This window comes from Thermostichus sp. OS-CIW-30, from assembly GCF_054060215.1.
Map to the genome: position 1 here is coordinate 20976 of NZ_JBSSCZ010000028.1, position 26797 is coordinate 47772.

Annotated in this window: 23 protein-coding genes; 12 read left to right on the top strand and 11 right to left on the bottom strand. The window is 58.8% G+C overall.

Going from position 1 to position 26797, the window contains the following annotated elements; all coding sequences use genetic code 11:
* Positions 1-85 precede the first annotated feature (85 nt).
* Entirely contained in the window at positions 86-394 is a 309-nt protein-coding gene (locus ACVWZF_RS11805; protein ID WP_238376787.1) for a gas vesicle protein GvpV, read from the bottom strand.
* Positions 395-494: 100 nt separating this feature from the next.
* Between ACVWZF_RS11805 and ACVWZF_RS11810 the strand changes: the two genes are divergently transcribed.
* Positions 495-989 carry a pentapeptide repeat-containing protein gene (locus ACVWZF_RS11810; RefSeq protein ID WP_041436747.1) on the top strand — a complete coding sequence of 165 codons (495 nt, stop codon included), beginning with the start codon at positions 495-497 and terminating at the stop codon, positions 987-989.
* A 14-nt stretch (positions 990-1003) separates the two neighbouring features.
* On the opposite strand, the gene ACVWZF_RS11815 is transcribed toward ACVWZF_RS11810, so the two are convergent.
* The gene (locus tag ACVWZF_RS11815; RefSeq protein ID WP_011434006.1) at positions 1004-1312 is read right to left on the bottom strand and encodes a hypothetical protein; all 309 of its coding nucleotides are present in this window, start codon (positions 1310-1312) and stop codon (positions 1004-1006) included.
* Between the two features lie 194 nt (positions 1313-1506).
* On the opposite strand from ACVWZF_RS11815, the gene ACVWZF_RS11820 reads away from it, so the two are divergent.
* The 3 genes from ACVWZF_RS11820 (at position 1507) to tenA (ending at position 4354) form a co-directional block, all read left to right on the top strand.
* Positions 1507-2238, top strand: a complete 732-nt coding sequence (locus ACVWZF_RS11820) for an aldehyde oxygenase (deformylating) (protein WP_041436745.1) — start codon at positions 1507-1509, stop codon at positions 2236-2238.
* A 110-nt stretch (positions 2239-2348) separates the two neighbouring features.
* Positions 2349-3374, top strand: coding sequence for a long-chain acyl-[acyl-carrier-protein] reductase (locus ACVWZF_RS11825; protein WP_011434004.1), 1026 nt, complete (start codon positions 2349-2351; stop codon positions 3372-3374).
* Positions 3375-3694: 320 nt separating this feature from the next.
* Entirely contained in the window at positions 3695-4354 is a 660-nt protein-coding gene (gene tenA, locus ACVWZF_RS11830; RefSeq protein ID WP_414416477.1) for a thiaminase II, read from the top strand.
* Here the strand turns inward: tenA and ACVWZF_RS11835 are convergent.
* The 4 genes from ACVWZF_RS11835 to rpoB form a co-directional block, all read right to left on the bottom strand.
* The gene (locus ACVWZF_RS11835) at positions 4351-5073 is read right to left on the bottom strand and encodes a uracil-DNA glycosylase (RefSeq protein WP_457394574.1); all 723 of its coding nucleotides are present in this window, start codon (positions 5071-5073) and stop codon (positions 4351-4353) included. The two genes, tenA and ACVWZF_RS11835, sit on opposite strands and share 4 nt — an antisense overlap.
* Positions 5054-8968 (bottom strand): DNA-directed RNA polymerase subunit beta', encoded by a 3915-nt coding sequence (locus tag ACVWZF_RS11840; RefSeq protein ID WP_457394571.1) that lies wholly within the window; start codon positions 8966-8968, stop codon positions 5054-5056. Before ACVWZF_RS11840 ends, ACVWZF_RS11835 begins: the two co-directional genes overlap by 20 nt.
* A gap of 53 nt (positions 8969-9021) precedes the next feature.
* Positions 9022-10905, bottom strand: a complete 1884-nt coding sequence (locus ACVWZF_RS11845; protein ID WP_457394568.1) for a DNA-directed RNA polymerase subunit gamma — start codon at positions 10903-10905, stop codon at positions 9022-9024.
* 115 nt (positions 10906-11020) lie between these two features.
* Entirely contained in the window at positions 11021-14440 is a 3420-nt protein-coding gene (gene rpoB / locus ACVWZF_RS11850; protein ID WP_011433999.1) for a DNA-directed RNA polymerase subunit beta, read from the bottom strand.
* A 593-nt stretch (positions 14441-15033) separates the two neighbouring features.
* Here rpoB and ACVWZF_RS11855 point away from each other — a divergent pair.
* The gene (locus ACVWZF_RS11855; protein ID WP_011433998.1) at positions 15034-15747 is read left to right on the top strand and encodes a biliverdin-producing heme oxygenase; all 714 of its coding nucleotides are present in this window, start codon (positions 15034-15036) and stop codon (positions 15745-15747) included.
* An 84-nt stretch (positions 15748-15831) separates the two neighbouring features.
* Here the strand turns inward: ACVWZF_RS11855 and ACVWZF_RS11860 are convergent, their stop codons facing one another.
* Positions 15832-16362, bottom strand: coding sequence for a pentapeptide repeat-containing protein (locus ACVWZF_RS11860; RefSeq protein ID WP_011433997.1), 531 nt, complete (start codon positions 16360-16362; stop codon positions 15832-15834).
* A 160-nt stretch (positions 16363-16522) separates the two neighbouring features.
* Here ACVWZF_RS11860 and pyrR point away from each other — a divergent pair, with 160 nt between their 5' ends.
* The 3 genes from pyrR to ACVWZF_RS11875 all read left to right on the top strand — a co-directional run bounded on the left by pyrR (position 16523) and on the right by ACVWZF_RS11875 (position 18746).
* Complete coding sequence (gene pyrR, locus ACVWZF_RS11865) at positions 16523-17071, top strand: bifunctional pyr operon transcriptional regulator/uracil phosphoribosyltransferase PyrR (RefSeq protein ID WP_457387907.1); 549 nt, start codon at positions 16523-16525, stop codon at positions 17069-17071.
* Positions 17072-17122: 51 nt separating this feature from the next.
* Positions 17123-18094, top strand: a complete 972-nt coding sequence (locus tag ACVWZF_RS11870; protein ID WP_414341611.1) for a putative 2-dehydropantoate 2-reductase — start codon at positions 17123-17125, stop codon at positions 18092-18094.
* Between the two features lie 79 nt (positions 18095-18173).
* On the top strand, positions 18174-18746 hold the full coding sequence (locus ACVWZF_RS11875) for a metal-binding protein (protein ID WP_414341609.1): 573 nt from the start codon (positions 18174-18176) through the stop codon (positions 18744-18746).
* Positions 18747-19915: 1169 nt separating this feature from the next.
* Here the strand turns inward: ACVWZF_RS11875 and ACVWZF_RS11880 are convergent.
* Positions 19916-20671 (bottom strand): ankyrin repeat domain-containing protein, encoded by a 756-nt coding sequence (locus ACVWZF_RS11880; protein ID WP_414399992.1) that lies wholly within the window; start codon positions 20669-20671, stop codon positions 19916-19918.
* A 241-nt stretch (positions 20672-20912) separates the two neighbouring features.
* Between ACVWZF_RS11880 and ACVWZF_RS11885 the strand changes: the two genes are divergently transcribed.
* Entirely contained in the window at positions 20913-21506 is a 594-nt protein-coding gene (locus tag ACVWZF_RS11885; protein WP_457411541.1) for a DnaJ domain-containing protein, read from the top strand.
* Here the strand turns inward: ACVWZF_RS11885 and ACVWZF_RS11890 are convergent.
* On the bottom strand, positions 21503-22915 hold the full coding sequence (locus ACVWZF_RS11890; protein ID WP_457411543.1) for a 2-succinylbenzoate--CoA ligase: 1413 nt from the start codon (positions 22913-22915) through the stop codon (positions 21503-21505). The genes ACVWZF_RS11885 and ACVWZF_RS11890 overlap by 4 nt on opposite strands.
* A gap of 146 nt (positions 22916-23061) precedes the next feature.
* On the opposite strand from ACVWZF_RS11890, the gene petG reads away from it, so the two are divergent.
* From petG to ACVWZF_RS11905, 3 genes are all read left to right on the top strand, one after another.
* Positions 23062-23175, top strand: a complete 114-nt coding sequence (gene petG / locus ACVWZF_RS11895; protein ID WP_011433989.1) for a cytochrome b6-f complex subunit V — start codon at positions 23062-23064, stop codon at positions 23173-23175.
* Positions 23176-23238: 63 nt separating this feature from the next.
* Positions 23239-24867 (top strand): bifunctional pantoate--beta-alanine ligase/(d)CMP kinase, encoded by a 1629-nt coding sequence (locus ACVWZF_RS11900; RefSeq protein WP_457411553.1) that lies wholly within the window; start codon positions 23239-23241, stop codon positions 24865-24867.
* 115 nt (positions 24868-24982) lie between these two features.
* Complete coding sequence (locus tag ACVWZF_RS11905; RefSeq protein WP_414373590.1) at positions 24983-26020, top strand: hemolysin family protein; 1038 nt, start codon at positions 24983-24985, stop codon at positions 26018-26020.
* A 36-nt stretch (positions 26021-26056) separates the two neighbouring features.
* On the opposite strand, the gene ACVWZF_RS11910 is transcribed toward ACVWZF_RS11905, so the two are convergent.
* Together ACVWZF_RS11910 and ACVWZF_RS11915 are read right to left on the bottom strand one after the other, a co-directional pair.
* A complete protein-coding gene (locus ACVWZF_RS11910) occupies positions 26057-26380 on the bottom strand; it encodes a hypothetical protein (RefSeq protein WP_457392883.1) in 324 nt (107 codons plus the stop codon).
* A gap of 15 nt (positions 26381-26395) precedes the next feature.
* The gene (locus tag ACVWZF_RS11915; RefSeq protein WP_457411545.1) at positions 26396-26617 is read right to left on the bottom strand and encodes a hypothetical protein; all 222 of its coding nucleotides are present in this window, start codon (positions 26615-26617) and stop codon (positions 26396-26398) included.
* Positions 26618-26797 lie beyond the last annotated feature (180 nt).

The following is a 26797-nucleotide window of genomic DNA, read 5'->3' on the forward strand; positions in this document are numbered from 1 at the left end:
ATAGTTAAGTTGGCTACAGAATCCCCTGACTTGTTGCTTAGGTCTGCTTTGAATCTTGGGTCTTCTTTGAGATTTATAGGATCCCTCAATACTCGAAGGTCATGGGCGGGAAGCGGGAAGGGCGGGATCTGAGCTGGGCGGGTTCAGAGGCAGGAGCGGGATCCCGGAAGGCTTTTGCCTCCTGCTGAAGGTGCTGCATGGCCTGCTCGATTTCCTGGAGTCGCGCGTGGATTTGCCCTTGCCGCTCTCGAATAAACTCTAGCTCTTGGTTGAGCCGCTGCTTTTCGACAGTGAGCTGCTGCATTTCGGCATAGAGGGCGGATTCGGTTTGGCGGCGAGGGATCGAGCGCAGCTTGGGGCGAGGTCGAGTTCGGGGCACACGGGGCAAGCTCATAAGGGGGGATCCCGGAAAACGGCTTGCGCCTATCCTAGCGTGCTCTTGGCGGCCCTTCTATTCCTAGGTAGGATCCATTCGTCCGGTGTGGAAAACAGCGATGGTGGAAACTGGAGCAGACCTATTGCAACGCTACGGCAGCGGTGAGCGGGACTTCAGCAACAGCCAACTGGCCGGAGCTGATCTGGCCGGGGCCGACTTGGCCGGGATCGACTTGGGGGGATCCATTCTCCGCCAGGCAAAGCTGGCCTCTGCCAACCTGGAGCGGGCCTACCTGAGCGGCGCCGACCTCAGCCAAGCGGATCTGCAGGGATCCAACCTGCGGCTGGCCAACCTAGAAAAAGCTAAACTGCAGGGATCCCGATTGCAAGGAGCCAACTTGCGTGGGGCCAACCTGGCCGAAGCGGACTTGAGCGAAGCCGATCTCAGCCAAGCGGACCTGGCAGGGGCCAATCTCACCGGGGCCAACTTGAGAGGAGCCCTTCTTGCCCAGTGCAAACTCAAGCTGGCCAACCTGCGAGGGGCTTGCTACGACGCCACCACTCAGATGGAAGCGGGTGTTACACCGGTGGAGCTGGGCATGGTTCAAGCCTAGAGGGGGAAATGGGGCTAGTCCTCCGGCTCCAAGTCCAGGATCTCCTGAATTTCGGCATCGGTATAGCCCACCGCCCGCAACTTCTCCGATACCGTCTGAATCTCCCCTGGAGACAAATCCTGCTGCCGTACCCGATCCCAGAGATTGGCCACAATCTGCAGCAGCAAACCGCTGCTCTCCGCCTCAAACAGCTCAAAAGCCGTGGCTAGCTCGATCGCCTGTAGCACCTCTTCGGCACTGCCAACCGGCTGATCGAGGGATCGTTCCTCCAGCTCCACCAGCAACTGGCGCAGTTGGTTCAGGCCATCCCCAAGAGCAGACATACAGCAGGCTCCACAACGGCACTCGAACCCTCACCCTAGCAGACCCCTATCATTCCGCAAAAGGAATCCCGCCAATTCTGCGGCAGCTACAGCTATTCTGATTAAGAGAGCGATTCAACTGCAATCGAGGCGATTGTCGAGTCAGCATAGACAATCAACAACACCCAAACAACACCGAGAGGAGATGCATGAGTATGGCCCCAGTGAACGTCCTGCCCAATACCCCCCAGCCTTTAGCCGATGAGGGTGGCACCACCTTGGACTATGGCAGCGCGGTTTACCGGCAGGCCTACTCTCGCATCAACGGCATTGTGATCGAAGGGGAACAAGAAGCCCACGACAACTACCTCAAGCTGGCCGAGATGTTGCCGGAAGGGGCAGAGGAGCTGCACAAGCTGGCCAAGATGGAATTGCGGCACATGAAAGGCTTTCAATCCTGCGGCAAAAACCTGCAGGTAGAGCCGGATAGGGAGTTTGCCCGCACTTTCTTCGCCCCTTTGCGCAACAATTTCCAAAAAGCGGCAGCAGCCGGAGACCTAGTTACCTGCTTGGTCATTCAGTCGCTGATCATCGAATGCTTTGCCATTGCCGCCTACAACATCTACATCCCCGTCGCCGATGAGTTTGCCCGCAAGATCACCGAGGGGGTGGTCAAGGATGAATATCTGCACCTCAATTTTGGAGAGCGCTGGCTAGGGGAGCATTTTGGCGAGGTCAAAGGGCAGATCGAAGCGGCCAACGCCCAGAACCTGCCCTTGGTCTGGCAGATGCTGCAGCAGGTGGACCAGGATGTAGAAGCCATCTATATGGATCGCGAGGCCATCGTCGAGGATTTTATGATTGCCTATGGAGAGGCGCTGGCCAACATCGGCTTCAGCACCCGCGAGGTGATGCGCCTCTCAGCCCAGGGTTTGCGGGCAGCATGACCCACCTCAGCATTCATCCTCTGCCGGCGGACTGCAGTTCTAGGCTGGCTACAGGCGGGTATGGACATGTTTTGATGGGATCCATCAGTTATCCAAGCGGGTAAACCTTTATGTTCGGCCTGATTGGGCACTTGACCAGCCTGGCCCATGCGAAGCGGGTGGCAGACAAGCTGGGTTATTCCGAATATGCGGAGAGCGACCTGGAGTTCTGGTGCATGGCTCCCCCTCAGGTGGTGGACGAGATCACGGTAACCAGCATCACCGGCCAAAAGATTTATGGGCAGTACGTCGAATCCTGTTTCTTGCCGGAGATGTTGGCGGGGGGACGGGTGAAGGCAGCTTGTCGGAAAGTGTTGAATGCCATGGCCCTAGCCCAGCGGCGCGGCTTGAACATTACGGCTTTGGGGGGATTTAGCAGCATCATTTTTGAGACTTTTCGCCTCGACAGTCTCCGGCGAGTCCGCAACATCGACTTGGAGATCCAACGCTTTACCACCGGCAATACCCACACGGCCTACATCATCTGTCAGCAACTGCAGTTGGCGGCCCAGCGCTACGCCATGGACTTGGCAGCCGCTACGGTTGCGGTGGTGGGGGCGACCGGAGATATCGGCAGCGCCATTTGTCAATGGTTGGTGGCCCACACTCACTTGGGCAAATTGTTGCTCATCGCCCGAGAGCGACGGCGTCTGGAGGAATTGCAGGCCAAGCTCAAGCAGGGGGAGATCTCTTCGCTGGAAGAGGCCCTGCCCCGCGCTGACTTTATCGTTTGGGTGGCCAGCATGAGCCAGGGCATGGCCCTCGATCCCCAAGTTTTGCCGGATCCCTGTGTCATCATCGACGGTGGCTACCCAAAGAACATCGCCTCCAGCTTGCAGCGAAAGGGACTCTACGTCATTGACGGGGGGATGGTGGAGCACTCTTTGGATATTGAATGGAACATCATGCAGTTTTTGAATGTGGCCAACCCGGCCCGTCAGCTTTTTGCCTGCTTTGCTGAATCCATGCTGCTGGAGTTTGAGGGGCTGTACACCAATTTCAGTTGGGGCCGTAATTTGATCACCCTTGAGAAATTGGATCTGATCGGGCAGCTTTCCCGCAAGCATGGGTTTCGCCCCCTCATGCCCGAAGCCTAATTGAGATTCAAAATGAAGAAAGCCTCAGCCCCAGCAGAGGTGCTGGCCCTGGTCAGGCCAATCACCAATCGAGTAAACTACCCGACACCAACCGCTAGGCGGTACGGAGCGGGCTTTTAGTAGCCCTGCAGTTAGCAAGCCAACCACGAGCCTCTGGGGTGGTTTACTGCACCCCCAATCGACCGTTACCAGTGCCTTAAAAAGACCGTTTCTGGTGCCCGCAGTATTATTATAGCATTCCTCCCAACACTGACTTTATAGGTACAGTGCGGGGCTCCTGCAATTTCTAGCTGAAGACCAAACGCCGAGAGACGGTCGCCATGCCCCAGTCCTTTACAGCCCACCTTTGGCAAGCCATTCAGCCCATCTACAAGCAAATCCTCGATCACCCCTTCAACCGAGAGTTGGCAGCGGGCAGCCTATCGCGGCAGCGGTTCCAGTTTTACTTGCAGCAGGATGCTCTTTATCTCACCGACTTTGCCCGCGCCCTGGCCTTGATTGGAGCTCGTTCCGAAGGGGCTGAGCAGGTGGTGAGTTTCTTGAACTTTGCCCTGGGAGCCATTGTGGCCGAACGCAGCCTGCACGAAAGCTATTTTCGCCTCTACGACATTCAACCCGAAACAGCCTATGCCCCTGCCTGCTTCGCCTATACCCGTTTTTTGTTGGCTGCGGCGGCTGTGGATCCCTATGAGGTGGCCATTGCCGCTGTGCTGCCCTGCTTTTGGATCTACCGAGAGGTGGGATCCACCATCTATCGCACCGCGCAGCCTGACAATCCCTACCAACAGTGGATCGACACCTACGCCGGGGAAGAATTTGCCCAAGTGGTGCAGCAGGCTTTGGACATCACCGACTCCGTCGCTCAGCAGGCTACAGAACCGCTGCGGGAAAAGATGAGGGCAGCTTTTGTCACTGCCTCCCGGTTGGAATGGCTGTTTTGGGACAGTGCCTATCGCCTCGAATCTTGGCAACCCGCCTAATCCTCAGCCGGTCGGGCTGGCTTACCAGACAGCAACTGCTGGGCTTGCGCGAAAACGGCATCCAACATCGGCTCCGTCAGCAGCCGTGTGGCCGTGTTGCGCCGGCTGGGATGGTAAGACGCCAGCAAATAGCGACCCTCTGCCAAAGGAATAACGCAATTGTGGCCAAAGCGGGGGCGGGGCCTGAGAGGCGACAAGAGCATCAGAGCGTGTTGGAAGGCAAAATGCCCCAACGTCAGGATCACCCGCACCTGGGTTAGCAGCTCCAGCTCTTGCTTCAGGTAGCCCAGGCAGGTCTTGGCTTCTATGGCGGTGGGGCGGTTCTCCGGGGGCACACAGCGCACCACTGCCGAGATGTAGCAATCCTGCAATTGCAGGCCATCCTCTCGGTGGGTAGAGGTGGGCTGATTGGCAAACCCGGCTCGGTACAGGGCGCGAAACAGCCAGTCCCCGCTGGGATCCCCGGTAAACACGCGCCCGGTGCGGTTGCCCCCATGGGCTGCCGGCGCCAACCCGATCACCCACAGCCGCGCCTGCGGATCCCCGAACCCTGGCACCGGTCGGCCCCAGTAGAGCTGGTCGCGAAAACGGGCCACCTTCTGAAGGGCGACTGACTCTCGCCAGGCCACCAAGCGGGGGCAGCGGCAGCAACTGACGATTTCAGTTTGCAAAGTGGCCCAATCCTGGAGACCCAGCGCCTCACTCCTCCTCGTCGTCATCCTCCTCTAGCTCGTCGAAGGCAGGGGTGGAATCGTCGATCAATTGATCATCTTCCAAGATCAAACGAGGCGGCAGCTCCGGCAACACCGCAGGCTCTTCCTCCTCTTCGTCAGGCTCCGGCTCGGCGGCAATCTCCTCGTAGGTGGTGAAGCCCGTGCCTGCCGGGATCAAGCGCCCGATGATTACGTTTTCCTTCAAGCCGCGCAGCCAGTCGGATTTGCCCTCAATGGCCGCCTCAGTCAGCACGCGGGTGGTTTCCTGGAAGCTGGCCGCTGAGATGAAGCTGTCGGTATTCAAGCTGGCCTTGGTGATCCCCAGCAGGACGGGCGTGTATTTGGCCGGCGCTCCTCCAGTAATGGCCATGGTGGCATTGATCTGCTGGATTTCCCGCAACTCCACCAGCTCCCCCGGCAACAGGATGGTGTCGCCACCATCATCCACCCGCACCTTGGAGGTCATCTGGCGCACCACGATCTCAATGTGTTTGTCGGAGATCTCCACCCCCTGGGAGCGGTAGACGTTCTGCACTTCGTTGACAAAGAAGCGCTGCACCTCCCGCAGAGCCAACCGTGCGGCTTGGTCATCTCCCAAGGTTTGGCGATGGTACTCGTAGTAGATCTCCAAGAGGTCGTGGGGGTTGGCAGGGCCATCGGTTAGGGGATCCCCCACCCCCACCGGCTGTCCATCTACCACGATCAAGCTCTGCCCCGGCAGCACAGGATAGTCTCTAACGGTGCCATCGGCTTCGATGACCTTCAAATCCGGCTCCTCTCCCCGCCAGCTCAGTTGAACGGTGCCGGGCCGCTTGGCCAGAACACACATTTCCTTGGGCTTGCGGGCCTCCAGCAGCTCCTCAATCCGCGGCAGACCCTGGATGATGTCCCCCGTCTTGGCCCGCTCAAACACCAGGAGGGCCAGGGAATCCCCCCGCTGCACCAGATCGCCATCTCGTACCTGCAGAATGGCACCCGCAGAAACCAAGTAGGGCCGCGCTATCCGCAACACCACTTGGCCGTCCGTTATCTGCATTACCTGTCCCGACTGTGGAGAAGGGATCCCAGGCGCCAGCTCATCTCCGGCCCGCACCAGCGCCCCTACCGTCACGCTGGCTGAACCTGTCAGGGGCACCTGCACCAGATCGTCGTCGGTAATCACCAGCACCCGCCGTACCACCTCCGCTCCCTCGCGGATCCCTTGGACGATCCCGGCCTTTTTGGCTTGGATTTCGGTGCGGGCGATAACATCTCCGCTGGCGATGGAGTCTCCTTCCTTCACCAACAGCCGCGTGTGGGTACTCCCCTGCGTCAGATCCGCTTCCACGTCGCGGCGCAGCAACAGAGTTTCCAGAATCACCAGTTGCAGGCGGCGAATATCTGGATCCTTCTCATCTTGGATCAGCTCGATATCGGCCTTCAGTTGTGGGGCGTCGGTATCGATTTCCAGCACCAGTTGGGTGCGCAGGAGCTCTACAGGGCCTACCGACTTCACCCGCTCCCCATCTTTGAAGGGAACCCGCTGCACCGCCCGCAGACGAATGGAGCGACCGGACTCGCTGGTGGACTCTTGAGTGGGCACCAAGGGCCGGTCGGGGATCTCGTACTCCTGCACCGGACGCAGCAGCAAGCCTGGGCCTTCGGGAGTTTCCACGTGTTCCAGGTAGACCAGTCGGTCGGGAACGATGCTGCTGAGCACCGGTTGCCCTGGCTGGATTAGGGTGCCACTTTTCACTTCCAAGTCGGCGGGGTTGTCCACCAGATGCAGGGATCCCGGCTTGATGACAATCTCCCGCAGAATGTCGTTCTTCTGGATGACTTCGACAACACCGGCATTCTGGCAAAAGATGTCTTTCACCACCTCAGTGCCTGCTTCCACATACTGGCCATCGTCCACGTTCAGCAGGGAGATGTCCTTGTTCACCTCGTGGGTCTCTTCTGGGATCCACAGCAGGGTGCCGCCCTGGATGACTTCGTAACCTTGCTTGGCCTTGCCGCGCCGTGCCACCTCAATGCCGGCGAACTTCACCAAGCCTCCCGTCTGACTGCGGAAGTGGTTGTCGATCAGCTCCGCCACCACCTCATCGTTGCCCACTTTGGTGCCCGGAGTGGCCTTGAGAACAAAGGTCTGCCCACTGGAAGTGTCCAGCAAAAATTGTTCCCGCCCCTGGTGGGATTCCACCCGTACCCGTGCTTCCCGCAACACCACCGAAGCGTTGATGATCTCCACCTCGCGCCCACTTCTGGTGTCGCTGCGCTCCGGTAGCCGCACAATGCCGCCATGCTCCGTCACCAGCGAGGTTTCGGCGATCACATCCCCCGCCTGCACCCGATCCCCGTTTTTCACCACCGGCTCGGCCCCCGGAGGCAGGTTGTACACCTGTCCAGACATCACCCAGATCAATCCCTGCCGCTGGGCAGTGTAGGTGGTGTTACCCTGGCGGTCAGTCTTCTCCTCGATGGGCAGATCGGCAAAGCGAATTTCTCCAGCCAGGTCGGCCACCACCTCTTTCTGGGCTTTCTCGGTGCTCTTACGGCTGGCCTTGGCCAGGGACACCTCTGCAATCAACTGATCCCGCTGCACCTGGGCTCCGTCCCGCACCAGCAGGGTGGATCCCTGAGTCATGTCGAAGGACTCCCGTTGACCGTCTGGGCCTTCCAAGATGATTTGGTTGTTTACCTCCACTTGTAGAGCATCGTCGCCGTGGCGGGTACGGAAGGGGCGGGTGCGCAGATTTTTCGGGAACCGCACCACACCCGCAAAGGGGGCGCGAATTTGGCGGGCCACCTCCCCTGTAAACACGCCTCCCGTGTGGAAGGTGCGCATGGTCAACTGGGTGCCCGGCTCCCCAATCGATTGGGCGGCGATGATCCCGACCGCTTCCCCCAGATCCACCAGGCGGGAGTGGGCCAAGCTCCAGCCATAACACATCCGGCACACGGAGCGGTTGGCTTCACAGGTGAGGGGAGAACGCACCATCACCTGGCGGATGCCGGCCTCCACAATCGTCTTGGCCAGGTCGTGATCCACCTCTTGGTTGCGACGGGCAAGCACCACCTGGGTTTCTGGGTGCACCACGTCGCGCGCCAGCACTCGGCCCACCAAGCGCTCCTCCAAAGACACCACCACCTTGTCCCCATCCATCAGGTATTCCAGGAGAATGCCCTGGTCGGTGCCGCAGTCGGATTCCCGCACGATCACATCCTGAGACACGTCCACCAAACGGCGGGTGAGGTAGCCGGAGTCGGCGGTGCGCAGAGCCGTATCCACTAAACCCTTGCGGGCCCCATAGGAAGAGATGATGTATTCGGTAACGGTCAGGCCCTCGCGGAAATTGGTTTTGATGGGCAAATCGATGATCCTCCCCTGGGGGTTGGCCATCAGGCCGCGCATGCCCACCAACTGCCGTACCTGGGAGACATTCCCCCTCGCCCCCGAGTTGGCCATCATGTAGACGGAGTTAAGGGGATCGTTCTGCCGGAAGTTGTTGAGCATCTCCTCTTTGATCTGGTCGTTGATCTGGTTCCAGGTGTCGATCACCTTTTGGTAGCGCTCCACCTCTGTGATTTCTCCACGGGTATAGCGCTCGGTGGCCGCCTCGATCTCGGCTTCCGCTTGCGCCAACAACTGCCGCTTGCTGGGGGGAACGCGCAGGTCTTCGACGCTGATGGAGACGGCTGCCTGGGTGGCGTATTTGAAGCCCAGGGTCTTCAGAGCATCCGCCATCTGAGCAGTGCGGGCTGTGCCGTAGCGGGCAAAGGACCAGGCAATCAGGTTACGCAGCTCTTTTTTGCCAATTTGATAGTTGCGAAAGGGCACAGGGGGCAAGGGGGTGTCGGCTTTGTTGTCGTCGGCAGCCTGCCGCGACAGGCCAGCGGAAAATCGTCCTTTTTCGCTCATGATGCCTCGCTAGAGAGAAGGGGAGAGAAGAGCCGTCCTACGGCAGAGGGTAACTACGCAGACAAAATATCTTGCACGGTCTTGTTAAAAATGATCCGGCCCGGCGTGGTGCGAATGTACTGGCTGATCACGTTGCCGTTTTGATCTTCGCGGATACGGCGGTAGTTGGTGATCTTGAGGCGGATGCCGCCCGCTTCTTCGATAATTTGCGGCTCGGACTCTTTTTCGCCCTTGCCCAACTCCATCGGGCCGTGGTAGCGCACCCAGACCTTGCTGTGCAGGCCGATGGCGCCGCGGTCGTAGGCGATGAGAGCATCTTCCAAGCTGGCGAAGAAGCGATCGCCAAGATCGGGCTGGTGGGGGTTATCTGCCGTCAGGTAGTAGCATCCCAGCACCATATCTTGGCTGGGGGTGATGATGGGAGCGCCGGTGGCCGGGGAGAGGATGTTGTTGGTGGCCAGCATCAGCAGGCGCGCTTCCGCCTGGGCTTCCAACGACAGGGGCACATGCACCGCCATCTGGTCGCCGTCGAAGTCGGCGTTGAAAGCAGGGCAGACCAAGGGGTGAAGTTGAATCGCCCTTCCCTCCACCAGGATTGGCTCAAAAGCTTGGATCCCCAGGCGGTGCAGGGTGGGGGCACGGTTGAGCAAGACGGGGTGGCCGTCGATCACCTCTTCCAGCACATCCCAAATCTGTGGGTCATTGCTCTGGATCATCTTTTTGGCAGCCTTGATGTTGTTGACAATGCCCCGCTTGATCAATTTGTGGATGACAAAGGGCTGGAACAGCTCGATGGCCATCTCTTTGGGCAGGCCACACTGGTGCATGCGCAGGTTGGGCCCCACCACGATCACCGAACGTCCGGAGTAGTCCACCCGTTTGCCCAACAGGTTTTGCCGGAAGCGCCCCTGTTTGCCTTCGATGATGTCGGAGAGGGACTTGAGGGGACGGTTGTTGGCCCCCGCCACCACGCGCCCCCGCCGACCGTTGTCGATCAGCGCGTCCACCGCCTCCTGGAGCATGCGCTTTTCGTTGCGCACAATGATCTCCGGCGCCATGATCTCCTGCAGCCGGGCCAGGCGGTTGTTGCGGTTGATCACACGACGGTAGAGATCGTTGAGGTCGCTGGTGGCAAAGCGGCCCCCATCCAACTGCACCATGGGGCGCAGATCCGGCGGGATCACCGGCAGCACCCGCAACACCATCCACTCCGGACGGGATCCGGTGGCGATGAAGTTGTCGATTACCCGCAGCCGCTTGATCAGGCGCGCCCGCTTTTGGCCGCGAGCACTGGTGATCTCCTCCCGCAGTTGCTCCGCCTCTTTTTCCAGGTCGATATCCTTGAGCAGGCGCTCGATGGCCTCCGCCCCGATCATCGCCCAGTTCTCCGGCAGTTGCAGTTCGGATCCCTCCTCGTACATCTGATCTTCGATCTCGAGGAATTGATCCTCCGTCAACAGTTGTTTGTAGGAGAGATTCTGGGCATTGCCCGGATCCACCACTACGTAGGCGTTGAAGTACACCACTTGCTCCACATCCCGCAGCGGCATGTCCAACAGGGTGGCGATGTGGCTGGGGATCCCTTTCAAATACCAAACGTGGGTGACCGGAGCGGCCAACTTGATGTAGCCCATGCGGTGGCGGCGCACCCGCGACTCGGTCACCTCCACCCCACAGCGCTCGCAGACGATCCCCCGATGCCGTACTCGCTTGTACTTACCGCAGTGGCATTCCCAGTCTTTGGCCGGCCCAAAGATGCGCTCACAGAAAAGACCATCCATCTCCGGCTTGAGGGTGCGGTAATTGATGGTCTCGGGCTTGGTGACTTCCCCCACCACTTGACCATTCGGCAGGGTGCGCTGGCCCCACTCCATGATCCGTTCTGGAGAAGCCAAGCCGATTTTGACATAGTCAAAGCGTTGCTCTGTTTTGGCCATCGCCGTTTTCCTCCTGGCTTGCTGAACCCAAAGGAGAGGGAAGCCCCACCCTCCTTCGTGGGTTGAATGGGATCCCCGTCACGTTCGCGTCAGGGGTGGGGAGCGCTCTCAACCCTCAAAAGTCCTCTTCCTCCTCCTCGTCCTCATCTTCCTCAAGGCTGCGGCTGGCATTCGCGTCAGCGGTGCGGAGCACTCTGGTAAAGGCTGGTGATGGCGAGAGATCCTCAGACGTAACCGATTCATAAGTGGGTCGAGAGGGAGTATGACGGTTGGAGGTATCGGCCATCAGATCCACTTCCACATCGTGGGTTTGCCCTTCGCTGTCCACCTCCACCTTGTGTACCGACACATCCAGGCAGAGGGACTGCAGCTCCCGCACCAGCACCTTGAAGGACTCCGGCGTGCCGGGTCGAGGGATGGGCTTGCCCTTGACGATGGCGTTGAGAGCCTCGTTGCGCCCCACCATGTCGTCGGACTTGACGGTGAGCAACTCCTGCAGGATGTAGGCTGCCCCAAACGCCTCCAAAGCCCACACCTCCATCTCCCCAAAGCGCTGGCCGCCCTGCTGCGCCTTGCCCCCCAGCGGTTGCTGGGTCACCAAAGAATAGGGGCCGGTGGAGCGGGCATGGATCTTGTCATCCACCAAGTGCACCAGCTTCAACATGTAGGCGCGGCCCACCGTAACAGGCTGGTCAAAGGGTTCTCCGGTGCGACCGTCAAACACCTGGATTTTGCCGCAGTACTTGCCTTCCGGGTTAAAAATCCAGTCCTTGCCGGTCTTCTCTCGGGCTTCCCTCAGCTTGGCCTCCACCGTCAGACGGGAGGCTTCCAAACCGTGCATCTCGTCGAAGGGCATCAGCTTGAAGCGCACCCCCAGATGTTCTGCTGCCCAGCCCAGCAGGCACTCGTACACTTGGCCCACGTTCATGCGAGAGGGCACCCCCAAGGGGTTGAGCACCACATCCACCGGTGTGCCGTCCGCCAGGTAGGGCATGTCCTCAATCGGCAAGATGCGGGAGATGATACCCTTGTTGCCGTGACGGCCCGCGATCTTGTCCCCCACCTGGATTTTGCGCTTGAGGGCAATGTAGACCCGCACCACCATGTTGGCGCCGGGAGGCAGCTCATCCCCCTGTTCGCGGGTAAAGATGCGTACATCCACCACCCGACCGCGCTCGCCGTTGGGCACCCGCAGCGAGTTGTCCCGCACATCCCGAGCCTTTTCCCCGAAAATGGCCCGCAATAGCCGCTCTTCTGGGGGCTGATCCGACTCCCCTTTGGGGGTGACTTTGCCCACCAAAATGTCGCCGGCCTCCACCCAAGCCCCAATGCGCACAATGCCGTTCTCATCCAGGTCCCGCAGGGCATCTTCCCCCACGTTGGGGATCTCGCGGGTGATCTCTTCCGGGCCTAGCTTGGTTTGCCGGGCCTCGATCTCGTGCTTCTCGATGTGTACCGAGGTAAAGACATCGTCGTAGACCAGCCGCTCGCTGATCAAGATGGCATCTTCGTAGTTGTAGCCCTCCCAGGGCATGTAGGCCACCAACACGTTTTGGCCCAAAGCCAACTCGCCCCCTTCGGTCGCCGGGCCATCCGCCAGCACCTGGCCAGCCACCACCCGATCCCCCGTATAGACAAGGGGACGCTGGTTGAGGCAGGTGTCTTGGTTGGAGCGCTGGTATTTCTGCAGGCGATAGACAATTGGATCCCCGCCGTCGTCTGGCCGCACCACGATTTCGTCGGCAGAGACATAGGTCACCACGCCATTGGTGCGCGACACCACCACCATGCCGGAGTCGCGTGCCGCCTGGGCTTCCAGGCCAGTGCCCACATAGGGCCGATCCGGCTTAAGCAGGGGTACCGCCTGCCGCTGCATGTTTGCTCCCATCAAGGCACGGTTGGCGTCATCGTGCTCCAGGAAGGGGATCAAGGAGGTGGCCACCGAGATGACCTGCACCGGCGCCACTTGGACGTAGTGCACTTCTGTGGGGTGGGCGGTGGTGAACTCTTGGCGGTAGCGCACCGGCACCAAGTCGGCAGTGATGCGGCCCTCGGCATCCACCGGCACATCCCCCGGGGCCACGCGGTACTCGTCCTCTTCGTCAGCGGTGAGGTAGACCATGCCCAGATCTTTGCGCACCACGCCGTTCTCGACCCGGTAATAGGGGCTTTCGATAAAGCCGTACTGGTTGACGCGGGCGTGGGTGGCCAGGGATCCAATCAACCCGGCGTTGGGGCCTTCTGGAGTTTCGATGGGGCAGATGCGGCCGTAGTGGCTGGGGTGGATATCCCGCACCGCAAAGCCGGCCCGTTCCCGACTTAGGCCGCCGGGGCCCAGGGCAGATAACCGGCGCTTGTGGGTCAGCTCCGCCAGGGGATTGGTCTGATCCATGAACTGGGAGAGCTGGCTGGAGCCGAAGAACTCCTTAATGGCCGCCACCAAGGGTTTGGGGTTGACCAAAGAGGCCGGGGTGAGGTTTTCCGACTCGGAGACTGTCATCCGTTCTCGGATGATCCGCTCCAGGCGATTCAGGCCCACCCGCACCTGGTTTTGCAGCAGCTCGCCCACGGAGCGCACGCGGCGGTTGCCCAGGTGGTCGATGTCGTCCACATGGCCGATGTCGTACTCCAAATTGATCAGGTAGTCGATGACGGCCAAAATGTCGGTGACGGTAAGCACCCGCACACTTTCGGCTACGTTCAAATTTAACTTTTTGTTCAGCTTGTAGCGCCCTACCCGGCCCAAATCGTAGCGTTTGGGGTCGAAGAAGCGGGATTCCAGCAACTGCTGGCCACCCGATACAGTGGGGGGTTCCCCGGGCCGCAACTTGCGGTACAGCTCCATTAGGGCTTCTTCTTCGGTGTAGGGCCCCTCTTTCTCCATGGTTTTCTGGAAGAATTCGGGGTGGCGCAGGTTGTCGTAAATCTCGGAGTCGCTCAGGCCCAAGGCTTTCAGCAGAACTGCCGCCGAGAGCTTGCGGGTTTTGTCGATGCGCACCCACACCAGGCCGTTTTTGTCGGTCTCGAACTTCAGCCAGGCGCCGCGGTTGGGGATGAGGCTGGCGCTGTAGGTGCGACGCCCGTTTTTGTCCAGCTCCGATTTGTAATAGACGCCGGGGCTGCGCACAATTTGGTTGACGATCACCCGCTCGGCGCCGTTGATGATGAAGGTGCCCCGATCCGTCATCAAGGGTAGTTCGCCGATGAAGACGTCCATGTCTTTAATCTCGCCGGTCTCTTTGTTGATCAGGCGAGTGGGCACCCGGATCTGCGCTTGATAGGTGGCATCCCGCCGCTTGGCCTCCTCAGGGTCGTAGCGGGGGCGGTTGATCTTGTACCCTTTGGAGGGATCCCCAGGGCGATATTCAGGCAGGAAGTGCAGCTCTAGCTTACCAGTGTAATCGATGATGGGGGAAAAGCTGAGAAGCTCCTCTTCAAACCCTTCTCGCAAAAACCACAAGAAACTCTCCCGCTGAATCTCCACCAGGTCAGGAAAGGTAGGAGCGACAGGGGATGGCACTGCTAATTGTGTCATGCGTTGCTCGGGAGGGGTCGCGCTGCAGTCAGGCCTTCCATTATAGAAACCCCGCCAACGATCGTCAACGAACGTTACAAAGGTCGAGGGGCTGTCCGGATCCCTTGAGGGCTCACTTGGAAAATCTCGGCAAAACCGCTGGGGATCCCCTTTTGGCTGCCGGAGCAGGGACGATTCCCACCGTGCCTTAAGGATTGTTCACATCCATTCACACTCAGGCAGATTATTCTAATCTTTGACCGTTTTTACGGATCATCCGCTGCTCCAGCTCGGATTTCCGGTCGACCGTGGGGATCGGAGGGGTGGCTCTGACAGGCTCAGCCGGTCGCCAGGGTGGACGCGGCGCCGGTCTTTGTCGCTTTTGAGATGCACGCTGTTGATGCAGGCTAGGGGGCAAGACGCGGAGCCATCAATCATGAGAAAGGATCGGGAATGGGTTTACAAAGCTTCTCAGGCTGGGGGAACCTCGGGATGGCTTGCGGGTGATCTGCGGGTGATCTAATGAAGCACAGTTTGTTGGCGAGGAGGGTTTTGTGAGTCAAAGTCAGAACAATCAGAATAAAAAAAGTGATCTGTATAACCGGGACCACAGCTTGTCGGCCCAGTTGCGAGAGAGCACCAAGCAGTCCCACACCATGGCCGAGAACATGGCCTTTATCAAGTGTTTCCTGAAGGGAGTGGTGGATAAACGGGCCTACAGCCGCTACCTGGGCAATTTCTACTTTGTCTACAGTGCTCTGGAAGAGGGCTTTGCCCAACTGCGAGAGCACCCCCTGGTGGGCCGGCTCTACTACCCAGAGCTGTGGCGCAAGGCCAGCCTGGAGAAGGATTTAAATTATTTTGTTGGCCCCAACTGGCGCTCTTTGGTCAAGCCCTCCCCTGCCTGCCAGGTCTATGTCAACCGCATTCGGGAAGTGGTGGAAAAAGATCCGCTTCTGCTGATCGCTCACGCCTACACCCGCTACATCGGTGACTTGTCGGGTGGCCAAATCCTCAAAAACATCGCCCGCCGGGCCATGGGCTTGCCGCCAGGGGAAGGAACAGCTTTTTACGATTTCGAGCAGATCCCCCACGAGGGCAAGTTCAAGCAGCGCTACCGTGCCCAGATGGATGCATTGGGGCTGGATCAAGCCACCATCGACCGCATTGTGGCAGAGGCCAATTATGCCTTCAAGCTGAACATGGACTTGTTTAGGGAGTTGGAGGGGAATTGGCTGTTGTCGATGGCCCGCTTGGCCTGGAATTCGCTGCTCAGCCAGTTTCAACGCAAGCCCACCCGTTCTGAGGCAGCCGCTCCCAGCTCCTAAAATCCGGATTCCAGAGGGCAGTGAGGCGATGGGTTCTGCTGCCTATCTCCCCTCTCCCTCTGGGAGAAGAGCCGGGGGTGAGGATCAGTCACATTCAAGAGTGTCGCGGGTGGCCCGACCGGTTACAGGGTTAACGCCGGTGGCCCGTTCGCAAAGGATGGAGAGGGCGTCTTGCCGTATCAACGCATTGGTGAAATCCGCCCCATCAATTTGGATCCCTTCGACTCGGGCCAGCCACATCATGCTGTCCTGCAGTTGCGCTTCTCGCAGATCCGCACCCTGTAGGTTGGCCATGTCCAAAGTGGCCCCGCGCAAGTCGGCTCCGCGCAAGTTGGCTTTGCTGAGATTGGCCCCGAACAGGTTCGCCCCTGCCGCCTTCACATGGCTGAGATCGCTTTGGCGCAGGTTGGCCTTGAGAAACTTCCAGCCGCTCAGGTCTTGCCCTGCAAAGCTCACCCCCTGTAGATCTCGTTTGGTGTAGTCTTCGGCGTGGGCCGGGGATCCCAGCGGAGTAACCCCCAGGCAGAGTATCAGCCCGCAAAGCACCATCCCCCGCAGGAAACGGCTCAGCCAAGACCGCCTCGCCAGAACCGAAGCCAGCCAAGCAACAGACATCGTGGATCCCTCCCTCAAGGAAACCTCCATGGCTTGGGAATTGCTTCTGGTTTTATCTTACCGGATAGGGATCCCGCCGGCAGGTTGGGCTATCTTAAAGTCTTCTACTAAAGTCTTCTACAGACCAGATCCGCGATTGGCGAGGGGGCGACAGGGATCCATGTCCGAGATCGAGGTCTTCGATGCGGAGCAGTTGGCCGGGCTGATCGAGGGTCTGGCAGAGGCGATCGGCAGGGATCACCCCCACCCCCAAAAGTTGACGTTGATCGGCATTCGCACCCGGGGAGTTCCCCTGGCCTACCGCCTGCGGGATCGGATTGCCACTCTGCTGGGGATCCCGCCCCAAGTGGGGGAGCTGGACATCACTTTTTTCCGCGACGATTTGAGCGCCGGCGGGTTGCGCACCCCCGATCGCAGCGAAATGCCGCGTGACCTGACCGGCCAAGAGGTGGTGCTGGTAGATGATGTGATCTTTCGCGGTCGCACCGTGCGAGCAGCTTTGGAGGCTCTAAACCACTTTGGGCGACCGGAACGGGTGCGATTGGCGGTGTTGATCGACCGGGGTCACCGGCAGTTCCCCATCCAGCCCGATTACTGCGGTTGTCAGCTTTCCACAGAACCGGAGCAAACGGTGAGAGTCCATCTGCGGGAAACCGATGCAGAAGAGCGGGTGCTGTTGATAGACAAAACGGCAAAGATCAAGTCCTGAGCCAGCGCTGGGGTGCGGTATTTTAGGGATGACCTGCCGAAACTCACTGCCATGTCTTGGTTGCCGGAAACTCGCCGCTACGCTGTTTTGGGCACGGGCGCTTTGGGAGGATTTTATGGGGCGAAATTGCAACAGGCGGGCTTTTCGGTGCATTTTCTGCTGCACAGCGACTATGACCATGTTCGCCAAAGCGGCCTCTGGGTGCAGTCCTGCTGGGGGGATTTTCATTTGCCCCAGGTGAATGCCTACGCAGCCGTGGAGGACATGCCGGCTTGCGAAGGCGTGATCGTGGCTTTGAAAGCCACCCAAAATGCGCTTCTGCCGCACTTGATCCCGCCTGTGTTGGCCGAGAATGGCGTGGTGATCTTGTTGCAAAACGGGCTGGGGGTGGAACCCGAGATTGCCGATTGCGTTGGCCCAGAGCGGGTCATGGGGGGCCTCTGCTTCATCAGCTCCAATAAGGTTGGCCCCGGCCACATTCACCATCTGGATTACGGTTCGGTGCTGCTGGCAGAGTACGGCCCTGGCTATGCCCCCCAAGGGATCACGCCCCGCCTTCAACAAGTTCAAGCCGATTTTCAACGGGCAGGGATCCCGACTTCGCTCTCACCAGATTTGATGTTGGCCCGCTGGCAGAAACTGGTCTGGAATATTCCCTTCAACGGCCTCTCGGTGGTGTTCAATGCCGATACTCAGCAAATGATTCGAGACCCTGAGGCCCGTGCTTTGGCGGAAACGCTGATGCAGGAGGTGATACAGGGAGCTGCAGCTTGTGATCGCCTGCTTCCCGACTCCCTGATCCAAGAAATGCTCACCAATACCGAGAAAATGGCCCCCTACCGCACCAGCATGAAAATCGACTATGAGCGCAAACGTCCTCTGGAACTGCAGGTGATCTTCGGCAACCCACTGCAGTACGCTCGACAAGCTGGGATCCATCTGCCACGGGTTGAAATGCTCTACCGACAGTTGCAGGTGTTGGATCGCCTGAATCGAGGGATCCCTGGGGAGCAGCAGGCTTAAGTTTTTCAAGATCCGGCGGAGCGATCCCAGGGCTGGAGCAGGCTTTCTCCTTTGCTTGCGGGTAGACTGAGCCGCAGTCGTGTACTGTTGCTCTGGCTTTATGCCGCTGGGATCCACCCACGATCGCATTACCCTCTGGACGGCCCCCGGCATCACCCTAGCCGCCGGTGTGTTGGGGAACAGCACCACAGTTGCCCTGGCTGTGGGATCCGCCTATCTGTTCAGCGGCCTGATGTTTTCTGGAGATCTGGACACCTGTTCCCGACAGTATCAACGCTGGCTGTTCTTGCGCTGGATTTGGCTGCCCTACCGCAAGTGGATGCGGCATCGCTCCTTTTGGTCTCATGGGCCGATTGTGGGCACCGCCGTGCGGGTACTGTACTTGAGCCTATGGGCAGGAGGAGCTGGCCTGCTGGGGGCTTGGCTGGGATCCCGGTTGGGCTGGTGGATGTGGCAACCCTGGGTGTGGGGCAGCGATCTCTGGCAATTGCTGCAAGTTCACGCCGAGATGCTCTTTTGGATTGGGATGGGGTTGGAACTGGGATCGGTGAACCACAGCCTAAGCGACTGGATGGTCTCCCGCTGGAAACGCTGGCGCAGAAAACGCCGTCAGGTTCGATCTCCTGCCAGGCGACTCAGCTATCGTGGCTAGGGATCCATTGGGCCAAAAGCTGATTCTTGCCTGCCCCGGCATTTGAATGGCGGTGAGATTGCCTACTGTTCCGCAACGCGTAGTCATTTATCTCACCGTCAAGGTGAAACAAACGACCGGTTGCTTCCTGCTAAGGCCTCCGGCCCGCTACGCGAGCAGTTGAAATAGAGGGTAATAAGAACCACGACTGCTATCAGCCCCTCACCCCCCCTTGAACCTGTGCTGTGCCCACAACTCCGCGACCTATCCTCTCAAGAGGGCTGAAACTGCAAATCTTGGCCAATTACCCTTTAGCCCAGGTACTCTGCTTGTGGCCATTTCGATTCAAACTGGGACACTGCACCCATACCTAAAGCCTTGAATACAGGGAATCAGAAGGCTCTCCTCAGTAGCCCAAGCGTCTCACCCTAACTTGAAACGACTACTTGAAGCAGTTTTGTCAAGAACATTTCCTCTTACGTTGGCTAGGTATTGCGATTTAATCTCAATAAAGCTATGCTGTTACTCAGTTGAGTGGTGGAGTCATATCCATCAGTCTTCCTCTCTTGTCTTGGATGCGGCAGGGATCCTGTGCTGGCAGAGCTGGCCATCTGCGTCAGCAGGGATCCCTTTTTCTCCTCTCCAAGGCTAAGCAAGGTTCTGTGCTAATGAGAGTCAGAATCAGTTGATAGAGAGATTTTTTGCTTGCTCATGTCAATCTGTGGAGGTGGCAGTGTAAAGGAGCAACAGCGGCTGAGGGTTATGGCTTTGGAAGGGGGCAATCTGGCTTCGGGAACCGGAAGACAAGACCGAATACAAAGATTGCTGCTCTAGTTTCCTTTGCAAACTTGTCAGAAGCTAAGGAAAAAGACCAACCTTTTGGGACAAACTGTCTGTCCTATGTCTTGTTTTGTCGTTCAAAAATTTATGTTGGGCTCAAGAGAAACTCTAGAAAAAAAGTTGAATCAGGTGGAAGAATCAGTTAGAATCTAGCTGGCGTTAACGCTAACCGCGACGAAGAGACTGGAGGGAGGAAAGCCTAACAGCCTCTCTCCTTTTTTCTGTAGGGGTTACCCTCACTCTCAAACCCCATCTCATGAGAAGGGAGGAAGACCAAATACCCTATGACTTGAAATAGCAGCATTTTCATTAACTTTTGTTTTACTCTCTATGCCAAACTTGATACTAAGCTAAAGAGTTGCTCCTCGATCTTGTAACCATTGAGCAGCCAGCCTGTGTTGGCGTTTTTGTGCATAGGCTAAGGGGGTATGCCCATCTTCATTGCGAGGGTTTAGTTCGGCTCCATTTTCCAGCAAAAGCTCCAGGATTTCGATGTGTCCTTCCCAAGCAGCCCAGTGCATCGGTGTCGCCCCGAATCGGTTGCGCGCATTGGCATTGGCCCCGTACAAGAGCAGAAAGCGAGCGATGCCCAAATCCCCTCGGGTGGCGGCTTCATGCAGAGGGGTTCGGCCTGTTTCGTCAGTGGCATCCACCGGCGCTCCCTTGGATAGTAGGCGGGCCAGAATGCTTTTTCGACCGGTGGCTGTGGCCCAGTGGAGAACACGACCAGTGTTGGCTCCCTTTTGGATGAGCAGACCGATTACTTCTACCTGATCGGTTAAAGCAGCCCGATGGAGAGGGGTATAGCCATAGTTATCTGGGAGATCGATATCGCTGCCTGCCCTCAAGAGACGCTCCACCAGCTTGACCTGACCGCTGGCGGCAGCCAAATGGAGAGGGGTAGCACCTGTGGGATCTAAGGCATTGGGGGAGGCGCCATATACTAAGAGCAAGTCCAGCAGTCCCAGATGGCCAAGGAGTGTCGCTTTGTGAAGCAAGGTCATTCCCTGAGCATCGACAGCATTTACATCTTCCCCTTGCTGCAAATAGGCCAATAGTTGTTTTAGATCTCGATTGGCAAGAGCTTGATGAAGCGCTTCACTCATAACAGATAGAAATAAAAAAGCCAAGTTGCAATGAAGTTGGGCAACAGGAAGGGATCCTCGATAGGCCGGAATGGAGGCTCCAAACAACTTGGGCAAAGTCTAACACTGGATCCCTGCTGCTGAGGGAAGCGGGAGAACCAAGCGCTTGGTGGGATCCCTTGGTCAAGCCGGGGCCGCAGCGATAGACTAGAGCTGGTTTTTGGCCAGGTCTTTTCCCGATCCCTTAGTTGCGCCACCGTTTATGGATTACTACGCGATCCTGAACCTATCTCCTGCAGCGGACATTGAAGAGATTAAACAGGCGTTTCGACGGTTGGCGCGGCAGTTTCACCCTGATGTGGCAGGGGAGGGATCCCGAGAGCGTTTCCAACAAATCCACCAAGCCTACCAAGTGCTGAGCGACCCTGAGCAGCGGCGGCGCTACGATGCACAACGTCAATCTGCACAACGTCAATCTCCACCCAGCTCTCCTGCTGCCGGCAAAAGGCGGGTGGTCATTCGCAGCATAGACCCCTCATCGGCAGAGCAGCCCAATCCGGAAGGGCTCAAGGAGGGGATTGCCCGCGTCAAGGCAGCCTGGCGGGAGCGGAAGTTGCCCACGGCGGTGGCCCAGGCGGAGGCGCTGCTGAAACGGTTTCCCAACTCCAGCGAGGCCATCCACATCTTGGCGTTGGCCTACCAGCGCTTCGGCAACCATTTGATCTACGAGGGGCGCTATCAGCAGGCGGAAGCCTACTTGAGAAAAGCTTTGGCCACGGAGCCGCACAACCGAGAATTGGCCTTTGAAATCAAGCGAGATTTAGCCCGTCTGGGCATTCGGGAGGGATCCCGCTAACTTGCCTGCGTTGGGATCCCCAACGTCTGAGCTGCCCACTGCCGGAGTTGTTGGCGGTTGACTTTGCCCTGAGGGTTGCGCGGGATCCCCGTACACCACAGCCAGTGCTTGGGGTGCTTGAAGGGACTCAGTTGGCGGCTTAGGTGTTGCTTCAGGTGCATCTCCAGCTCTTTGGGGATTGCCGGGATCCCTGTTTTGGGGACGACCACCGCCACCACCTGCTGCCCCCATTCGGCATCCGGTAGGCCCAACACGCACACATCTTCCACCCAGCCGCTGGCTCGGATCTCCCCTTCCACTTCTGCAGCCATCACCTTTTCCCCGCCGGTTAGGATCAGGTCATCGGCTCGACCTAACCAATAGAGGGATCCCTGTCGGTCTAGATAGCCCAAATCGCCGGGGGTAAAGCCTTGCTGTTGCCCTTCGCGTAAGCGGTGCGTAGCACTTAGGTGCGGGTAGTAGCCCAGTGCCAGCGACTCTGCCTGAATGTGAATGTAGCCCACAGCATGGCTGGGCAGGGGATCCCCTTTTTCGCTGCGGATCTGGAGCGTGGCGTGGGGCAGAGGCCGACCCAGACTGTCGCTCCCTTGCCAAAAGGCTTTTGGCAGTAACGTACACACCTGGGAGGCGGTCTCGGTCATACCGTAGGTGAGGGCAAGGGGAAGGTGAAGTTGCCGGGCCTGTTGCCGCAAGCTGGGCCAGGTGGGGCCACCGCCGACCAAAATGGCCCGAAATTGGCGCAGGCTCTCCAAAACTCCCGGATGGGCGCTGAGCAACAGCCGTTGCAACTGAGTGGGCACCAGCGATAGAAAGCTCCCCGGCAAAGGGGGATCCCAAGCCTTGGCCTGCTGTTGCCGTTTCCAATCCCAGACAACCCACTGCCCACCGCTCAGCCAGGAGCGGACTGCCTGCATCAAGCCGCTGACGTGGTACAGGGGCAGAACGCAATAGCTGTGTACAGGCCCAACGGCAAAGTGCTGTTGGTGGGCTTTGGCCGAGGCGCTGAGGGTCAGCCAAGAGTGCAGGGCCCATTTTATCTGGCCGCCGGAGCCACCGGTGGGGATGCCGATCAACGGCCAATGGGAGCTGGGCACAGCTTCCCGCAACTCTCGCAGGCGCAGATTCAAGGGGGCGGGATCCCCTTCCAGTCGGCCCTGGCGCCAGCACCAGCCGGATCCCATATCCGCCAAAGCCTGTCCCCATTCCCGTTCTCCCCAGTGGGGATTACCCAGGAACAGCGGGATCCCCAAGCGTTGGCAGGTCAAAACTGCCGCCCACACCTGCACTGGACGCGAGTCCGCCACCAGCAGGGGAACGGCCTTGTCTGCCAAAGGGCGCAGTTGCTCTTCCAGTTTGGACAGGCACTCCTTCAAGTCTCCGCCATCCCCGGACAAGACAATTGACCTCATGGGCTATGGGTATGCCATCTCAACGGCTTCGCGGATCCCCTGCATTTTATTAGGGGATCCCCCCTCGATTTCCTTGGCAAGGAACGGTGAGGATAGGTTTGGGCTTGGCTTATCATGATCTAGGTTTGAACTGGGAGGTCTGTGTTGTGATCGAGCCGATTTTGTTGGGGATCGTCTTGGGCATGGTGGTGGTCACCTTGGCGGGCTTATTCGTGGCAGCCTACAGGCAATATCAACGCAGCAACAAGATCGGCCTGTAGGAGCAGCCTTTGGGGGGGTTGGAGAAAACCCATAGGGGAGAGAGAGATTGAGGTGGCATGGCGATGCACTGGCTGCGCACAGTTGCTGCTTTGCGGGAGCAGGTAGCCGATTGGCGGGGATCCACAGTTGGCTTGGTGCCCACGATGGGATCCCTGCATGAGGGCCATCTCAGCCTAATCCGCCGCTGCCGGCAAGAGTGTGACCACACGGTGGTCAGCATTTTCGTCAATCCGCTGCAATTTGGCCCCAACGAAGACTGGGATCGCTATCCCCGCGACGAGGAGGGGGACCGAGCTTTGTGCGAGGCAGCAGGTGTGGATGTGGTCTTTGCCCCTGACCCGCAAGAGATGGGAGCCGACCCCGCAACCGGAAGCGACCGCACCTGGGTCATGCCCCCCGAATCCCTTCTGCAGACCCTCTGCGCCCCCCACCGACCTGGCCACTTTCGCGGTGTAGCCACCATTGTGCTGCAACTGCTGAACCTGGTGCAGCCGCAGCGGGCCTACTTCGGCCAAAAAGACGCCCAGCAACTGGCGATCATTCAGCGTTTGGTTCGGGATCTGCAAATACCCACCACGATTGTTCCCTGCTCCACGGTGCGAGAAGCCGATGGCCTCGCCTGTAGCTCCCGCAACCGCTACCTTTCTGCTGCTGAACGACAGGTGGCTGCCGGGCTGTACCGGGCCTTGCGTCGGGGATATGACCATTGGCAGGCCGGGGATCCCTCAGCAGAAGGGATCCTTGCCGCCGCCCGTGCTGAGCTGGAGCATACCCCAGAGCTGCAACTGCAATACCTGGAATTGGTGGATCCCCAAACGCTACAGCCGCTGCCGCGGGTGGAAGACAAGGGCCTGCTGGCCATTGCTGCCTATGTGGGGCAGACTCGCCTGATCGACAACCTGCTCCTTTCCCCAGAGCAAGGGGATCCCTTGCCGGAGAGAGTCCAGCATGCGGCACCCCCTTCTTCCGGCACGACTTCTCCCCCGCGTCGCCCGCTGATTGCCATTGACGGCCCGGCTGGAGCCGGAAAATCCACCGTGGCGCGGGCAGTAGCCGCCCAGCTGCAGCTTTTGTACTTGGACACGGGGGCCATGTATCGAGCCATCACCTGGCTGGCACTGCAACGGGGGATCCCTTTGGACGATGCCGAGCAACTCACCCAACTGGCCGCCCAAACCCAGCTCACCCTGCAAAGTGGCACCTCTTCGACAGAGCCGACCCGCATCTGGGCCGATGGCGAAGAAATTACCCAGGCCATTCGCTCTCCGGAAGTGACCCGCTGGGTCTCTCACGTGGCGGCAGTGCCGGGAGTACGCCAGGAGCTGGTGAAGCGGCAACGCAGCATTGGCCGGGATGGCGGTGCTGTCTTGGAGGGGCGGGATATCGGCACCCACGTCTTTCCTGATGCAGAGCTGAAGGTTTTCTTGACCGCTTCTGTTGGGGAGCGGGCGCAGCGTCGGCAACACCAACTCCAAGCCCAAGGGCAAATGGTGCCTCTCGAAGAATTGAAAGCGCAAATCGAGCAGCGGGATCGCCGCGACAGCGAACGGCTCATCTCTCCCTTGCGGCCTGCCCCCGATGCCATCTTGATCGACACAGATCACCTGAGCCAATCCGAGGTGCAAGACAAGATTGTCATGTTGTACCGGCAACTTTTGGAGCGATCCGGCTCCGCCCATTTCGATCAGTAGCCTTAACTCAATCAAGAACAAATCAACGGGATGAATAAGATCTTCGAGGAGCGGACTGGCTTGAGCAGCTTGGGTTTAGTCCTTTGACGCCACCCATATCCCGTAACGGAGCGCTATGGTTAATGTCTTCCTCTTGGCCTTTTTGCTGCTCCTCTCAGGAGCTTGCTCTGGGGCCGAAACCGCCATCACGGCCATGGACAACCTGCGCCTGGAATCTCTGATCGAAGAACAAGGGGATCCACAGGGCTTGTATCGACTGGCCCAACAACAGCGCTCGCGGCTGATCACCACCCTGTTGCTGGTGAACAACTTTGTCAACATCGGCATTGCCGCTTTGGCCACAACCCTCTCCATTGAACTGTTGGGAACCCAGATTGGAGCTTTGGCCGCCACCGTGCCCACCACAATTGTGGTGCTCCTCTTTGGAGAAGTAGCCCCAAAGTCTTTAGCGGTGAGCCATCCACTTGGGGTGTTCCGCTGGGTGGTGCGGCCTGTTCATGTCCTATCGGTGCTGCTGCGCCCTTTTAGCGACGCTTTTGAGTGGGTTGTCAGCAGGCTCTTCAATCTATTGGAATTCTCCCCGCTGACGGCTACTGCTTCTCTCAAGGATTTGGAGCTGTTGATCGATGTGTTGGGGCAGCGGGGGCTGCTGGATTGGCAAAAACGGCGGCTGTTCCGTGGGGCCTTGGCTTTGGACTTACTCCAAGCGCGGGACGTGGCCAAGCCCAGAGTTAAAATGGAGACCATCTCCCACGACAAAACACTGCAGGATGTGGTGAAGCTCTGTTTGGAAACGGGCTACTCGCGCATCCCCGTGCAGGGAGAATCCAAGGACGAGATCGTCGGCATTATCCACCTCAAGCAAGCCTTGCGCTATCTCGATCAAAAAGGCAATGCCGAAGTAACCCAGGCGATGGCACCGCCTTTTTTTGTGCCGGACACCAAGCGGGTCAGCCTGTTGCTCAAGGAAATGCTGCGCTCTCGCCAACACCTGGGGATCGTGGTGGATGAGTTTGGCGGCACCACCGGCCTCATCACGCTGGAAGACATTTTGGAGGAGCTGGTGGGGGATATTTACGACGAGAGCGACCTCTCCCCCCTGCTGCTGCAGCGACAACGACGACAAGGTGGCTCTTCTGCCCCCTCCGGTTGAGCACCATGAGCAATCGGGTTGTCCACCCTCTGAGTCTTAGCTGGCCCCTGAGGGATCCGTCTCGGCGGCTGTTGGATTCTCGTGCGCATCGCCGTTGGGAGTGAACTCTATCAAGCCAGCATCGACAGGGTAGCGGGCCACAAAAAAGATCCAGAAGCTGTGGATCCCCAACCCCAAAGCCCACCAGCCCAACAGGGGCACCAGCCACGGCCAATCCGCGCGGTACAGTTGCTGAAAAAACACCAGCCCAGACCCGCTACAGAGGAAAACAGACAGGTGGGCGGCATAGGTATAGCGATCATCCAGCTTGCGAAATTCGGGATCCCGACGGGAGGGCTTCCGGGGCCAGCGAGGCGGCATGGCAAAACCATCCAGTTAAAACCTTCTCCAGTGTAGAACAGCCGTCGGCGGGGATCCCTGAGACTTGGGAGCGGCATTTCTGCTGCGGAACCCCAGTTTCAACGCCCGTTTGCCCAGCCAGCGCACGAGCCAACCCATCAACAGCACTGCCGCCACCGCCAGCAGCAGAGAAGTGACGTTTTCGCCGGTGGCCAACAGCGGGTTGCCCAGCCCCCCTGTGGTGGTGGTAGAGGTCACCAGTGTGGCACAAAAATGCGAAACTGAGGCCCAACCCCCAAAAAATGGCCGGTATGCCCTTCATATCCTCAGCGTTGATGGGAGTGCTGATACATTCACGCTGAACTCTCCTGAACATGGTTCAGGAAAGAAGCGATCGCATCCTGCCTATCTCTGTTCGCGTCAGCGGGACGGAGTCCA